At 39.2% G+C, this 14377-nt stretch carries 12 protein-coding genes and 1 pseudogene; 5 read left to right on the forward strand and 8 right to left on the reverse strand.

What is annotated here, in order from left to right; translation table 11 throughout:
- Positions 1-303: 303 nt before the first annotated feature.
- Entirely contained in the window at positions 304-2379 is a 2076-nt protein-coding gene (locus P4S61_RS20245) for a TonB-dependent receptor (protein ID WP_337119079.1), read from the forward strand.
- A 61-nt stretch (positions 2380-2440) separates the two neighbouring features.
- On the opposite strand, the gene P4S61_RS20250 is transcribed toward P4S61_RS20245, so the two are convergent.
- The 5 genes and pseudogenes from P4S61_RS20250 to P4S61_RS20270 all read right to left on the reverse strand — a co-directional run bounded on the left by P4S61_RS20250 (position 2441) and on the right by P4S61_RS20270 (position 6982).
- Positions 2441-4117 (reverse strand): methyl-accepting chemotaxis protein, encoded by a 1677-nt coding sequence (locus P4S61_RS20250; protein WP_337119080.1) that lies wholly within the window; start codon positions 4115-4117, stop codon positions 2441-2443.
- Between the two features lie 213 nt (positions 4118-4330).
- On the reverse strand, positions 4331-5320 hold the full coding sequence (locus tag P4S61_RS20255) for a Gfo/Idh/MocA family protein (protein ID WP_337119081.1): 990 nt from the start codon (positions 5318-5320) through the stop codon (positions 4331-4333).
- Positions 5321-5322: 2 nt separating this feature from the next.
- The gene (locus P4S61_RS20260; protein ID WP_145234211.1) at positions 5323-6126 is read right to left on the reverse strand and encodes a class I SAM-dependent methyltransferase; all 804 of its coding nucleotides are present in this window, start codon (positions 6124-6126) and stop codon (positions 5323-5325) included.
- Positions 6127-6134: 8 nt separating this feature from the next.
- Positions 6135-6505 (reverse strand): annotated as a pseudogene (locus P4S61_RS20265) (hypothetical protein).
- A gap of 57 nt (positions 6506-6562) precedes the next feature.
- Complete coding sequence (locus tag P4S61_RS20270) at positions 6563-6982, reverse strand: DUF3429 domain-containing protein (protein ID WP_149980032.1); 420 nt, start codon at positions 6980-6982, stop codon at positions 6563-6565.
- 244 nt (positions 6983-7226) lie between these two features.
- Between P4S61_RS20270 and ahpC the strand changes: the two genes are divergently transcribed.
- From ahpC to P4S61_RS20285, 3 genes are all read left to right on the forward strand, one after another.
- On the forward strand, positions 7227-7796 hold the full coding sequence (gene ahpC / locus P4S61_RS20275; RefSeq protein WP_337119082.1) for an alkyl hydroperoxide reductase subunit C: 570 nt from the start codon (positions 7227-7229) through the stop codon (positions 7794-7796).
- 102 nt (positions 7797-7898) lie between these two features.
- A complete protein-coding gene (ahpF, locus tag P4S61_RS20280) occupies positions 7899-9473 on the forward strand; it encodes an alkyl hydroperoxide reductase subunit F (protein ID WP_337119083.1) in 1575 nt (524 codons plus the stop codon).
- 136 nt (positions 9474-9609) lie between these two features.
- Positions 9610-10014 (forward strand): GFA family protein, encoded by a 405-nt coding sequence (locus P4S61_RS20285; RefSeq protein WP_337119084.1) that lies wholly within the window; start codon positions 9610-9612, stop codon positions 10012-10014.
- 98 nt (positions 10015-10112) lie between these two features.
- On the opposite strand, the gene P4S61_RS20290 is transcribed toward P4S61_RS20285, so the two are convergent.
- Complete coding sequence (locus tag P4S61_RS20290) at positions 10113-10583, reverse strand: DM13 domain-containing protein (RefSeq protein WP_145234199.1); 471 nt, start codon at positions 10581-10583, stop codon at positions 10113-10115.
- A gap of 252 nt (positions 10584-10835) precedes the next feature.
- Entirely contained in the window at positions 10836-11594 is a 759-nt protein-coding gene (locus P4S61_RS20295; protein WP_337119085.1) for a transporter substrate-binding domain-containing protein, read from the reverse strand.
- A 140-nt stretch (positions 11595-11734) separates the two neighbouring features.
- Here P4S61_RS20295 and P4S61_RS20300 point away from each other — a divergent pair, with 140 nt between their 5' ends.
- Positions 11735-13360, forward strand: a complete 1626-nt coding sequence (locus P4S61_RS20300) for a methyl-accepting chemotaxis protein (RefSeq protein WP_337119086.1) — start codon at positions 11735-11737, stop codon at positions 13358-13360.
- A 155-nt stretch (positions 13361-13515) separates the two neighbouring features.
- Here the strand turns inward: P4S61_RS20300 and P4S61_RS20305 are convergent, their stop codons facing one another.
- Positions 13516-14361, reverse strand: a complete 846-nt coding sequence (locus tag P4S61_RS20305; RefSeq protein ID WP_259400332.1) for a patatin-like phospholipase family protein — start codon at positions 14359-14361, stop codon at positions 13516-13518.
- Positions 14362-14377: the final 16 nt, after the last annotated feature.

Genomic DNA, 14377 nt, shown 5'->3' on the forward strand with positions numbered 1-14377 from the left:
AGCATCAGTATTAAAATAATAAAGAAGCTTGCTGCTAATTTAGACAGTGTAGAAAAAGAAATGATAATTGCAGTTATAAACAGCATTAGCGCAAGTGTACGCCAGTGTTTAGAAATAGGTTTAGTAAGTAATCTTTGATGGCGATTACTGCAGTAGAGCACAGTTATAGCAATGAGTAAGATAACAATAACGGTAAATTGAGACATAAGAGCAATAATAGTTTATTTTTAATGCCATTCTAAATGATAAGTAAACTCAATTGCAATACTGTAGTTGATATGGTATTTTTTCGCGCAATTTAAAATGTCTCAAAAAAAGGAAATTATTTTGGCTGCTTTATTTAAACGCAATAAGCTTTCACTGCTTATTGCCAGCGCGCTGTTATTTACTCAAGCTCAGGTATTAGCAGATGATGAGGGTAATCGCGAATCAATCGATACTATCGTTGTTACGGGTGAAAAAATAGCAAAATCACTTAAAGACACTATTACCTCAGTTGCGGTCGTCGATAAGTCGTTATTAGAAAATGGTCAGCTAGCATCTGTTTCAGAAGCGCTTGCAGAAATGGCGAATGTAGTGGTGTTAACGGGGTCAGTTCCTGATATGCGTGGTGTGTCAGGTAACGGTGGAGCAACAGGGTTTAATTCGTTTAGTGGTGGCTCTAAATCGCGAGTATCAACGTTAGTTGACGGTGTAAGTCAGCCGTTTGTCGCTGATTTAACCGGTGATACTGGTTTGTGGGATATGGAGCAAATAGCAGTGTATCGAGGTCCACAATCAACAAGTAATGGTCGTAATAGCATTGCTGGCGCTGTTTATATGACAACCAAAGCACCGACTCAAGACTTTGAAGGCGCAGTGCGAGTCGGTTACCGCAATCAAGATAGCTACCTTGACACCGCAGCCGTTGTTTCCGGTGCATTAGTTGAAGATGTACTTGCTTTTAGGTTATCGACTCAATATGTTGATGGTGAAACTTACAGTAACCCAACTGTCTATGAAACAAATCCGACAGATCGCGATCTAAATAAATTAAACACCTCAAGCACCCGAGCAAAATTACTTTATACTCCATTTGATGATCTATCAATTCAACTAAGTTATTCAAACTACAGTGAAAAAGGAAATTCTGGTCGTCATTATTATGAAGGTGACAACCCATCTGATTATATACCACTGTTTCAACGTATAATGGATACAGATTCAGATACAACACAAATCGATTTTGAATATAAGATTGATGAGAACTTCTCTGTGGATCTGCTGGTGGCATATATGGATTATCATTGGGCGTTTGATGCTTATGAGCCGCTAGCAACAGCAGAATCTGATGTTACTATGGATGAAAAAAATATTACCATTGATGGTAAATTAAACTTCGGTCTTAGTAGTGATTTTTACTCAGGTTTTATTGGCTTAGCTTATTTCGATCGAGATCAAGATTTCGACAGTACTGGAGCAACAGATTATTTTGGTGATGATAGCAGTGATTCGATAGCTATTTACTCAGAGGCAAGCTTCAACCTAACAGATAAGTTAATAGTAACAGGTGGCTTGCGGGTTGAACATGAAAGTCAACTTCGTAACTTTAACATGGCATTTAGAGGCGATACCTTAGCTGAACAGCTAGATGATTCTAATACTATTAAATTACCTACCTTAGCTATTCAATACAAAGTTACCGAGGCAACTACTTTATCAGCCAGTGCGCGGCGTGGTTATAATTCCGGCGGTGGTGCACTCGACTTTAATGCTGAAGATTATTATTACTATGATGAAGAAACTGTTAATACCTATGAGGTAGGCACACGTAGTGTATTAAATAACGGCGACATTAATATCAGTGCAAATGTCTTTTACAATAACTTTGACGGTTATCAGGCATTAAGTTCAGATCGTAGAATTACTAATATCGATGACGCTCATAGTTATGGTTTAGAGCTTGAGGCTTACAGTATGTTAGGTGAGCAATGGCAGTTACATGCTGGTCTAGGATTGTTAAAAACAAAAATTGACGCATCTACAACGTATTCTGAAGCGGTTGGTAACGAACTTAATTCAGCCCCTTCATTTACAGCCAGTTTAGGTCTGTCTCATTGGTTTACTGACAACCTTAAAATCAATGTCAGTGCAAATTATGTCGATGAGTATTACGGTGATCTTACTAACAGTGAAGAGCGCATGGCAGGTGATTACACTATTACTCGCGCTACAATAAGCTATGACACAATGAATTGGTTAATTAGCGCTTATATTAATAATGCCTTTGATGAACAAGGTTATACCAGTGTAGAGCCTGTAAGTGGCAGGTATCCAACTGGTTATGTCTCTGTAGTTAGCCCACAAACATTAGGTGCTTCAGTTACTTATCGTTTTTAGCTACTCTAAAACCTTAGGCTGTTGCTGTATAAAAGCCTGAGGTTTTTAATCCAGAGATCCGTTAACTTAATTTAAACTTATTTATTTGTGTATTTAAATTAATCGCAACTTGCGCGAGTTCACTAGACGAAGACGAAATTTGTGCGGTTTGCGACTTCGACTGCATACTGGCATCTTGAATACCAGTTAAGCGTTCAGCTATATCTTCGGTTACTTGTGCTTGTTGCTCGGATGCAGCTGCAATGGTTCGGTTTGCATCTGAAATTAAGCGCACTTGGGTGCTTATTTCTTTGAGCATTGAGCCCACTTTTTCTGAGTTTGATACTGCGTCTTTAACCCGCGTATCACTGCTACGGATCCGTTCGGTTACAGCGTTACTTGCAGACTGTAAGCTATTGATTTTTTGTTGTATCTCAACTGTTGAGCTTTGTGTTCTGCTCGCTAATGTCCTTACCTCGTCGGCAACGACGGCAAAACCTCGACCTTGTTCGCCAGCTCGTGCGGCCTCAATTGCAGCATTAAGTGCTAATAGATTAGTTTGTTCAGCAATATTGCTGATCACATTTAAGATCACCGCTACTTCGTTAACTGAAGATTCGAGATCATTTAAATCATTAATTGACTCGGTTAATATTTCAGCAACCGATTCGACAGAATGAATACTCTGATTAACGACATCGATCCCTGCTTGTGTTTTAGCATCTGCATCTCCTGCGTTTTGAGCCGCTTCAGAGCAGTTTTTTGATACTTCTTTGACGGCGGTGGAGTTTTCATATACTGAACTTGAGATCACCTCAATTGCTTGACTCTGCTCGTCATTAAGCTGTCTTGCCTGCTGTGCAATAGAATCTAGCTCGTTTGCAGCAATTTGGGCTTGTTGGGATTGCGAGTTAATTTCTGACAGTAAGGTAGATAGTTTATCGATCATAATATTAAAACTGGCTGATAACTCTGCAATTTCATCGTTACCGGAGTGAGCAATTTTATGCGTTAGATCACCATTGGCGATTCGTTGTGCTTCATTGACTAATAGCGTGGTTGTCTTTATTACGCGCTTCTCAAGCTGTAAGTAGCATAAAATTAAAATAGTGATTATAACTAATACCATCACAATACTAATAAGGCTTAAATTAGCAACACGATTGTTATTATTCATTACTTCTTGCAAGCTGCTGTTTTCTACCGCAGCTAAAAATTCTTGCACCGGTGTCTGTATTTTAGCTACTTCATCCATATATCCCTTATCGGTTAGCAGTCCTATTGCCTGTACCCACTGTTTCGAATCGCTCGTATTTAATAATGATGGTGATTGCCCAGCAAAACTACTTACCAATTGAAAAGCTTGTTCTTCAGTGCTGACTAACTGCAAAGAGAGCGAGTTAGATTTATTTAGCAAAGCAAGTTCTTGTTCATTCACATTAAATTCTTTTAAGCGATCAATATAAGATTTTTTACGACCGTCTAACCAGGGTTCAGTTCCTTCAATTTGATTTACAAGTTCATAGTATTGTTTTTTATAGCTAGGTTGTAGGGTGACAACATATTGTCGGGCAAGTTCTGTTAGCTTGATAGAGTTGGAGGCAGACAGCTTAGCAAAATGACTTAGTTGATAGCGTTGCTGAGCTGATTGTTGACTATCAGATAATCCTGTTTTTAACAGTAATATGATAATGAGTAGCCCTGCTGCAATTGTGATTGCTAGAGCAAAAACAGTTCTAAGCATTAATCTAATTGTCAAAATTGCCTCTGCTGCGATTTAATTATAATGCTAAATAACTATAGAATATAATTTCAATTAACTAAAGAATTCATGGATTTTATTTGCAAACTAGGAAGATTTGGATACGCATTAAATTAGTGAGCAGATTGCAAGCGTATGATAAAAGTGACAACAACATTGGCAAGCCTCAAAGCATTGAGGCGTTGTTTTGCGTGAATAATATTTTGTAGCTTATAGCCGGTCGGCAGGATAAATAACACCAAGTTGCTGTCTTGCTTTATCAAGTACAGCCATCACATTGATACTTAGTTGATGGGTATTGATAGGTGATTCGAGTTGTCCTGCGTTGGCGATTGTAATGAAATGGGCAACTTCGTGGCGCATAAAGTGTTCATCAAATGGCTGTGATAATTCTTCAGCACCGCCATCATTAGCAATAAATTGTATCTGTTTTAATAACGAAACGGCTTCAATTCTAATACGGCCCAGCTCACCTTGGATTTCTGTAAAATTATCACCTTGAGATATTTTTGAATAACTGATCACTGCTTGCTTATCACTATAATTTAGTAATACATCACCAGCACCATCTACCCCTGTTTCAAGTAATACTCCACTGGCTTTTACCGTGTTTGGTGCACCCCAAAGTGCAATCAAGATATATAGCGGATAAACCCCTAAATCGACGAGCGCACCATTAGCGAATGCTGGCAAAAAGGTGTTAGGGCGCTCACCATTTTTGTATTTATCATAGCGTGATGAATATTGACTATACTGACCTATGTATTTACGTGGCGTGCCAATTTTGGCAATGGCTTGTTGTAAAACTGCAAAGTTAGGCAAGTGAGTGGTCATCATCGCTTCCATATAAAGGCGATTATTTTGTTTTGCTGCGTCCACTATCGCGGCTAATTCTTGGCTATTTGCTGCTGCAGGTTTTTCACCTAACACGTGTTTTCCTGCATTTAAACAGGCCACAGCATAGCTTTTATGCAAACTATTGGGGGCTGCGATATATACAGCGTCTACACTGTCGTCGCTGCATACTTGCTCAATAGTCGTAAATACTTTTGCATTTTTTATAGCGTGCTTAGCTAAAAATGCATGACCGCTTTGCTCGGCTCGCGAACATACGCCATATAATGAAAACTCACTGACTGTTTTAGCCGCTGCAAGTAAAGTATCGCTAATAAAATTAGTGCCGACTATCACAAAATTCATGGTCACTCCTGATTGTTGAATTGTGCAAGCCAAGCTTGCCAGTCTGCCTCAAAGCCTAACATTTGTTGGTGCTTTTTAGCTAATAGGTGTTTTTGTTTATCTTCACTGGCTTGAAATGGACCTACTCGGCACAGCGAACAGCTATCAACTGCTAAGTAGTTTGGTATAGTTAATCGATTATGGAGTTCAGTCGTTTCTTTGGGGCTGAATACATAAGTGGTGCCACTGGTGTCTTTTACGTGTTTGTCACGATCAACATTACGGATTTTATAGCCAGGGAAAGGACTGATATCAAATGGCATTTGGCCGATATAGCGTGATGCTAAGCCATAATTTAAGCTGCCTTCAATATTCCACTCACGATATGGTTTAACATCTTTTGAGGTGATGTAGCACAACATTGGGCCATTGTTATCAAGAGCATAGCTGGTGGCATATTTAATATATTGGTGTAGCAAAGCTCGGTTGAGGGTGTTCATACTGGTTGTTTGGGTGTTTTCACGATAAGCACTCTCCCCGACAAAAGCAGGAATAAGCGGAAATTGAAAAATCACCACATCAAATAGCTCGCCATTTAAGCGTTGCCAGGCTTGTGGGTCAGTCACATCAAAACTATCAAGTACCGTAATGTGATGATCTCGCAGTGCATTTAGTGCGTTATCAGCATATTTGAAGGTAATCGTGGCTGCACTATCATAGGTAGAAGCAACTAACTTGGCTGGCTTTAGATCAGTAGATAAAGCATGAGAAAACGATAAGTCGCCATCGCCAACGGTAAGGATCCGCCAATTAGGATTTAAATACATTAATTCAATTATTCTAGTGGTGTGTTTTTAGCATCATGATCAATTAAACGTAAAAACGCTAAGCGAGTCTTTAGTCCTTCAATCGCGATTTGTTTGATAATTAAATTAAACGTGATTAATACTGCAAACGCAATATGAATAGGGCCATGAGTAAAGCCTGCGTCTGGATCGAAGAGCATTAAGCCAAACAGTAAAAAGAGTACCACGAGTGCAATTTCAAGCCATTGATTAGAATAAAACGATAATCGGCCTTCACTCTTATGATCTTTCTTGATTTGAATAGCACAAAAAAAGGGATCACTTTAATTTTGAAATGAGCGCTTTTCTCAACATAGTTTTCACCGAGTTGATCAAGCTGTTGGCGCAATTGGTCTATCATTTTAGTTCCTCAAAAAGCAGTGCACGGATGGTACATTAATCCGTTTTAAAGGGCGAGCTAGTTAGGGTATAAACTAATGCCTATTACTAATATATGGCAAACAAACACCACTGAGGTTAATACAAAGCGCATTTTTTGATAATCAGCATGGTAGCTTTGCCATTGCGGGCTGGTTTTTTCAAATAGTAATACCAGCCAAAAACTAACCGCTAACCAAGCCAAGGTTATGTGTTGTGGTAGAAAAGCTAAAAAGCCAAGCGGTAAAATCGGTAGTATAGCCTTAATCGCATCTCGATAACTCTGTTGTCCAGCGTGCCATAAGTTACCACTCATAAAAGCCAAAATTGCAATACTATAAAAAGTAAAAAACTGCATATTAAAGTTATTACTACCGACTAATAACGGCCAACCGACACACGCTAAAAAGGGCAATAAGCCTAAATAGCCTAACTGGATATGATTGATGAATTTATTCATGGCTTACCCCAAAATTAACTAAAAATACGTATTCGCGATATTTTTCAGTGAGCATTGTAACATTAGACGCAAAAAAGCTTTAGCCCTATCTGTCCAGATGACAATGACCGCTTCAGTCAATAAAATCGATTGAATTAATCTAAACAATCAATTTTATTAATTTTTATTTACACCTTATTGTATTGCTCAAGCCAACGCAGCAACCTGCGTTGTTTACACTTTAAATAAACAAATGAGGAATACTATGAGCACTTCATTAATTAACACTAAATTACAACCTTTCAATGCAACGGCTTACCACAATGGTGATTTTGTTGAACTATCAGAACAAGATGTTTTAGGTAAGTGGTCTATTTTCTTTTTCTACCCAGCTGATTTTACCTTTGTATGTCCTACGGAACTGGGGGATGTTGCAGATCACTATGCGCAATTACAAGAAATGGGTGTAGAGGTTTACTCAGTATCGACTGATACTCACTTTACTCACAAAGCATGGCACGATACATCAGACACTATTGGTAAAATTGCTTACCCTATGATCGGTGACCCAACAGGACGTATTACACGTAACTTTGGTGTAATGATCGAAGACGAAGGCCTAGCACTTCGCGGTACGTTTGTAATGAACCCTGAGGGCGAAATCAAAATCATTGAAACACATGATTTAGGTATTGGCCGTAGTGCCAAAGAACTAGTACGTAAAGTACAAGCGGCACAATACATTGCGACTCATGATGGTGAAGTATGTCCGGCTTCTTGGCAGCCAGGTGAAGAAACATTAGCACCATCGCTTGATTTAGTTGGCAAAATTTAAATCACTATTACAAAGCATTAATATGCTTGAAGGCTCATCATCACAATTTTATTAAGCACATTAGTGTGATGATGGGCATTTTTGCTAAAACAAGGGTAAGTCATGTTAGATACCAACATTAAAAATCAATTAAAAAGTCACTTTGCAGCTATTGCTGATCCTGTTGAGCTACTTATCGCCTTGGATGACAGCAAAAAATCAATAGAAATTGACAATTTAGCCAACGATATTGCGTCGTTGAGCGACAAATTTTTGGTGCGAGATAATCCAGATAGTGGCGTACGCCGTCCATCAATAACGGTATCTTCACCTATTCGAGATAGCCAAATTACCTTTGCTGGTGTGCCGATGGGGCATGAGTTTACCAGTTTGGTATTAGCGTTGTTACATACGGGCGGGCATCCGAGTAAGGCGTCGGCTGCAGATCTTGAGCAAATTAAGTCACTGACTCAGCCACTTGAGTTTGAAGTGTATATTTCATTAAGTTGTCAAACATGCCCGCAAGTCGTACAAGCGCTTAATTTAATGGCCGCTAATAATAGCAACATTAAAGCAACTATGATTGATGGGGCATTATTTCAAGATGAAGTAGAGCAGCGAAATATACTTGCAGTACCCGCGGTGTACTTAAACGGCCAGCCATTTAGCCAAGGTGCGATGAGCTTAACTGATATTTTAAATAAAGTTGATAGTAAAGGGGCAGAGCGTCAAGCCGCTTCTCTCAATGAAAAATCACAATTTGATGTGCTTGTCGTAGGTGGTGGCCCTGCTGGTGCATCTGCAGCAATTTATTCATCACGAAAGGGTTTAAATACGGGCATTGTTGCTGACCGGTTTGGTGGACAAGTAGCTGATACGCTTGCAATCGAAAATTTTATATCTATTAAAGCAACCGAGGGGCCTAAGCTCGTAGCTCAGCTTGAAGAACATGTTAAAGAGTACGATGTAGATGTCATGCATAATCAACGAGCTGTTGGTCTGAGTTATAAAAATGGTTATGAAATCACGCTTGAAAACGGAGCTGTGCTCAGTACTAAATCGTTAGTACTGGCAACGGGCGCTCGCTGGCGTGAAATGAACGTAGCTGGTGAACAACAATACCGTGGTCATGGTGTAGCGTATTGTCCACATTGTGATGGACCGTTATTTAAAGGCAAACCTGTTGCCGTTATTGGTGGTGGTAATTCGGGCATTGAAGCAGCAATTGATTTAGCTAATATTGTTGAGCACGTTACGGTACTTGAATTTGCAGATACGTTACGCGCCGATGAAGTGCTTATTCGTAAAGCGAAAAGCTTAAAAAATATTACTATTATTAAGAATGCCCAGACTACAGAAGTACTCGGTGATGGTAAAAAAGTGACGGGCTTAAGCTATACTGATCGCATCTCAGGTGAGAACAAACAGTTAAACTTAGCAGGTATCTTTGTACAAATAGGCTTAATACCTAACACTGAATGGTTAAAAGACAGTAATGTTGAACTCAGTCAGTTTGGCGAAATAATAATAGATGCAAAAGGAGCGACATCTTTAGCTGGAGTATATGCTGCGGGAGATGCAACGACCACACCATTTAAGCAAATCATCATTGCGATGGGCAGCGGTGCAACAGCAAGCCTAGGGGCATTTGATTACTTAATTCGTCAAATACCTAGTGAAGAGCAACGCGTAGCATAAATCAAATTATAGTCTCTTGATATAACAGCTCCCACCCATAGCTGTTTGTTCACCCAAGCCGCCCTCTCCAAAGGCGGCTTTTTTGGATAAAAAATTGTGCTAGTATTTAGACTTATTTTTTTAAAAGAGTTTTAGCATGTATCAAGGAAGTTGTTTGTGTAACAAGGTCACAGTGCAAATTGATGGCCCGATCCAGAGCATTATTCATTGCCACTGCTCGTTGTGTCGTAAAGCCAGTGGCACTGCATTTGCTACTAACGGGTTTATTAATCGTGCTGATTTTAAAGTAATTAAAGGCAATGAGTGGTTAAGCAGCTTTGAATTTAAACCAGGGCGTATCCGCTATTTTTGTAGTGCATGCGGTAGCCCAATTTACAGTGAAAACCTTGATGATATAAGCAGACTAAGGTTGCGTCTGGGTATACTCGATAGTGATATTACAGAGCGGCCAATTAGTCATAATTTTGTCAGCTCAAAAGCGAATTGGGAGCAAATAAATGCTGATATCCCACACTATTATGGTTTTGAACCGACCCGCTAAGTTCGTTGGCTGATAGTGTTTTTATAATAAGTAAACTGGTAAATAGTCTGTGCCGCAACTCTCTGTTGCTTTTAAAGCAGTTGTTTCCCAGTACTTGTTCATTGGTACTGAGCCGCGGTTATAAATTGTTCAAAACTCTCACACCACACAATAACAGTGTTAAAGCGTGCAATATTAATATCGGCTGGCACCTTAATTATAAAACCATCGAATGTATTTATGCTTGCAACCCTTGTCATTGTGCCTTTATAGGCTAAAAAATCGGCTTCATTATCAATAAAGCGATTAGCTAAATAAAGTTGGTAATCTGGGCCTGGGCTCAAGGTGCCATCAAAAGAGATCATTGCATTGGTTAATCTGACTTGGCCGTTACCATAATGCAAAGCATCGGAGCCTGCGAGATCAGCTTTGAATTCACCACTATAAAGTGCTTGCTGAGCATGTGTGGCTAGCTCAAGTTTGCTGGGGGATGGTGGGGCCGTTAAAATTGGCAGTGTGTATAACCCCGCAACAAAGCCAACACAAAATATCATCAGATAAACGACTACCTGCCACAATTTACGCATCATAATAAGACCTTATCCATGAGAGTATCCAGTATATAGGGCAAAACAAGCGGATGCCTTCATCTATAGTTATAAGCTAGCTTACAAAATTGGATTGGGCGAGTTCAATCTTCATTTAAGTATTTACTTTATTAGGGTGCTTGACCCTATTGTGAACTGACTTAATTGTTAGCTCGCAATAAGTAATGTGAGCTATGGTGTCGCTAATTTAGGTGAAAAACTTTTCTCGATGATAATGCGAGATCTCGTTGTTTTTCAAAAAAATTGTTGATAAAGCTGCGCAAACTTACCGTTTTTTTGAAGTTTTAGTAACCCTGCCTCTAACTCCATTAGTAAAGCATCGTTTTGTTTATGAGTGTAAAAATAATAATGACTCGGGTATTGCAACATGATCGTTGGTTCAATCATTAAGTTTTGATGCTGCAGTTTAGTCACCTCAGCGGCAATAGCTGATACAGAGCGAGGAAAATAATCTGCCAAACCTGTCTCGAGTGCTCTAGTCATGCCTTTATAATCTAGCTCACCATTAACAGTGAAGCCATTGCGGATAAGTACATCATAATCAGACCAACTTTGCTTTTGTAATGCGATTAAAGGCTTCAGCTGTGCTGAAGTTGATATTTCAGTGAAGCGCGGTTGTTGATTTTTATTAATTATTAGTAATCGCTTGCCGTGTAAACCTTGGTAAATTGACAATGAGGTATGATGCAAATCTGGGTAGCTATTAGCAGGGAGCGATAGCCAAGCTAAATTAATACTGCTTGCTTTTGACAACTCTTCCACCACGCGTTTTTTATTCATTGGTCTAATGGAGTATATAAAATTAACCTGTTTTCCTTGTTCAGCAAAGGCGAGCGTTAACAGCGCATGAATATAGTGATTACGAGGGGTATCGGTGTTGCTGGGGCTGGCTAAATGAAGATTAACGATTGCTTCATTTGCGTGTACAAAGCTAGTAAACGCTAGAGGCAATAACAATAACCAGAGCACGCCAAAATTATACAATTTCATCATTGAGCTATAACTTAAAAGTTTATGACTCTAGTATAGCAAAATTATAATACCTTATTGTTGCAAAAAATATTATAAAAACGTAGAGGCTTTTGAATTACGTATTATACTTGTAAATATTAAAGATGTAGCTTTGGAATACTATGTTAAATAATTATTTGGTCCGTTCCCGTTTAATCGTACTCGCTCTTTTACCTGTTGTAATATTTACGATTACTGCCATATTTTCAATTAGTACTATGGGAGGGTTAGTCAAAGGAATTGACAGTTTATATGAAAACCGTGTCGTACCATTGAAACAGATAAAAACAGTGTCAGATAACTACGCAGTTAATATTGTTGATTTACTTCATAAATTTAGAGCTGGGACTATAAGCCAAAATGATTTATTAGCGGCAGTACAGCAGTCTCAAAATACAGCCGATAAAGAATGGAATACTTACCTTAGTACAGACTTAACCAGTGAAGAAAAAAGCTTAGTAAATACTGTTGAACAAAAACTTAAGCCAGTTCAAGCGCACCTCAAAAATTTGTTGAATAAAATACGCAATGGGGATTTCCAGTCACTCTCTCAACAGCAGTTTGTTACTGATCTATATAATGTATTCGATCCGTTAAGTGCGAGCTATCAAGCTTTAATAGAGCTGCAATTAAACGAAGCGAATCACTTTAAAAAACAAGCCGACGAAAACTTTGCGTTAGTAAGTCTAGTGATGAAATTATCAGTAGCACTGTTGATTTTTTTGTTGTTAGCCATTGCTTATTTTATTTATCGTTCAATTCAAAATCCATTGATGGCGCTGCGCGATACCATTACGCAAATTGCAAATAATGCTGACTTGCGAATACGAGCCAATGTACTTGGTGAAGATGAAATTGCAGATACTGCGCGAAACTTTAATAATATGTTGTCACGTATACATACTTTAGTAACCGATGTATCTGGGGCGACGTTAACTTTATCTTCTGCGGCAGAAGAAATGAACTCAATTAGTGAGCAAGTGGCCTCAACAGCCACAGAGCAAGAGCAACAGTCTACAATGATTGCGACAGCCATTACGCAAATGAGTAGTGCGATTGAACAAGTGGCACAAAATGCGATGGCCACATCAGAAAAAGCCACTAATGCAGATAGTAAAGCACAACAAGGGCAGCAAGCCGTTGCTGATAATATTAGCTCAATCCAAACGTTATCTAAGTTAGTAAATACAAATACACAATTAATAAACGATCTTAATACACAAACAAATGATATAAATCAGGTTGTAATGATGATCCAAGGCGTTGCAGAGCAAACTAACTTACTAGCTTTAAATGCTGCGATTGAAGCCGCAAGAGCAGGGGATTCTGGTCGTGGTTTTGCTGTTGTTGCCGATGAAGTAAGGCAGCTTGCTCATAATACCCAAAAAGCCACAGCGAGCATTAATGAAATGATCAGCAAGCTACAAGGTATGGCTCAACAAGCTGTTGTTGCTATGGGCAACGCTGAAAGTAGTGCACAAGAAAGTGTTGATCATGCAGAATATTCATCACAAGTTTTAACTGAAATAAATCAAGAGGTAACCGAAATTGCCGATATGAACACGCAAGTGTCAACAGCCACTGAAGAGCAAAAAATGGTGGCCAATGAATTAAGTAGTAACATCAACGAGTTTAGTTCTAGTATTGCATCAGTGAGTGAAAGTTCACAGCAAAACGCACAAGCATCACAGGAGTTGGCGTTACTCGCAAGTATGTTACAACAACAAGTAAATGAGTTTAAAATATAACACTGTAATGAGTGTACCTTGTTATTAATAGAGTACGAATGACAAGGTACAGTCTAAATTTATTCGTTTTCACAAGGTTTGGTTCGCGCAGTTTTGTGACAACATCAGCAAAAACAATAAGCTGCCACACACTTTTTATAGATAAAATTATTGTTCTATAGCTGCATGTTTTGCAAGTGTTGCTGTGCAGCCACAATCCCCATCTGATAACCATCGCTGAGCTTTTGATAGTTTTTAGTGGTGCGGCCAACGTTAAAGTCAGCCGGTGGTGCGATGATATTTATTTTACAGTCTGCAGGTGGATTATGAATAAACGCAATACTGGCATTATAGTTATCAGCTCGCGCTAAAGATGCACTGGCAAGTGCCGGGTGGTTTTTATAAATGCGGCGTGTAAACCATGGGGCCTTACTGGTTTTTTTACGATATCCAAGTGGTTGTGATAAAACGACCGTGATTTCTTCAGCTCCCATTTGATAGGCTTTTCGGATCGGAATTGAATCAGCCACACCGCCATCGGTCATGGCAACACCATCTATGACTGGGTAATCTCGATAAGCAATAGGAATCGCACAGGAGGCTTTTAACTGCTGCTCCATTTGCTCTGCTGTCGCTTTTAAATACTGCGCTGATGCTGTGTCTATATCGGTAGCGACAATATAAAATTCACAGTTCTGTGTTGCAAATGTGCCAAGATCTAAACGAATATCAGCCATGGTGGTTTGCCATAACCAATCTAAGTCAAATAAATGCCCACCACGGATAAAGCGCGCTAAATTAATAAACTCGGGTCGGCATGAATAATCAGTGATCACTTTATGATTACGTTTAGCTTGTTGGCATAAATAAGCCGCAATATTCGTTGCCCCAGCAGAAACACCAAAGCAGCGATTAAATGGTTGGTATTGTGCCCCTAAGAACGCATCAAGTACGCCGGTGGCAAATATGCCGCGCATTGCACCACCTTCTACAACAAGGGTGTGTTTGTTGTTGCTCACCAAATCTTCTCCTTTAACT

The sequence above is a fragment of the Pseudoalteromonas sp. B160 genome (assembly GCF_037162485.1).
GTDB classification, from domain to species: domain Bacteria; phylum Pseudomonadota; class Gammaproteobacteria; order Enterobacterales; family Alteromonadaceae; genus Pseudoalteromonas; species Pseudoalteromonas rhizosphaerae.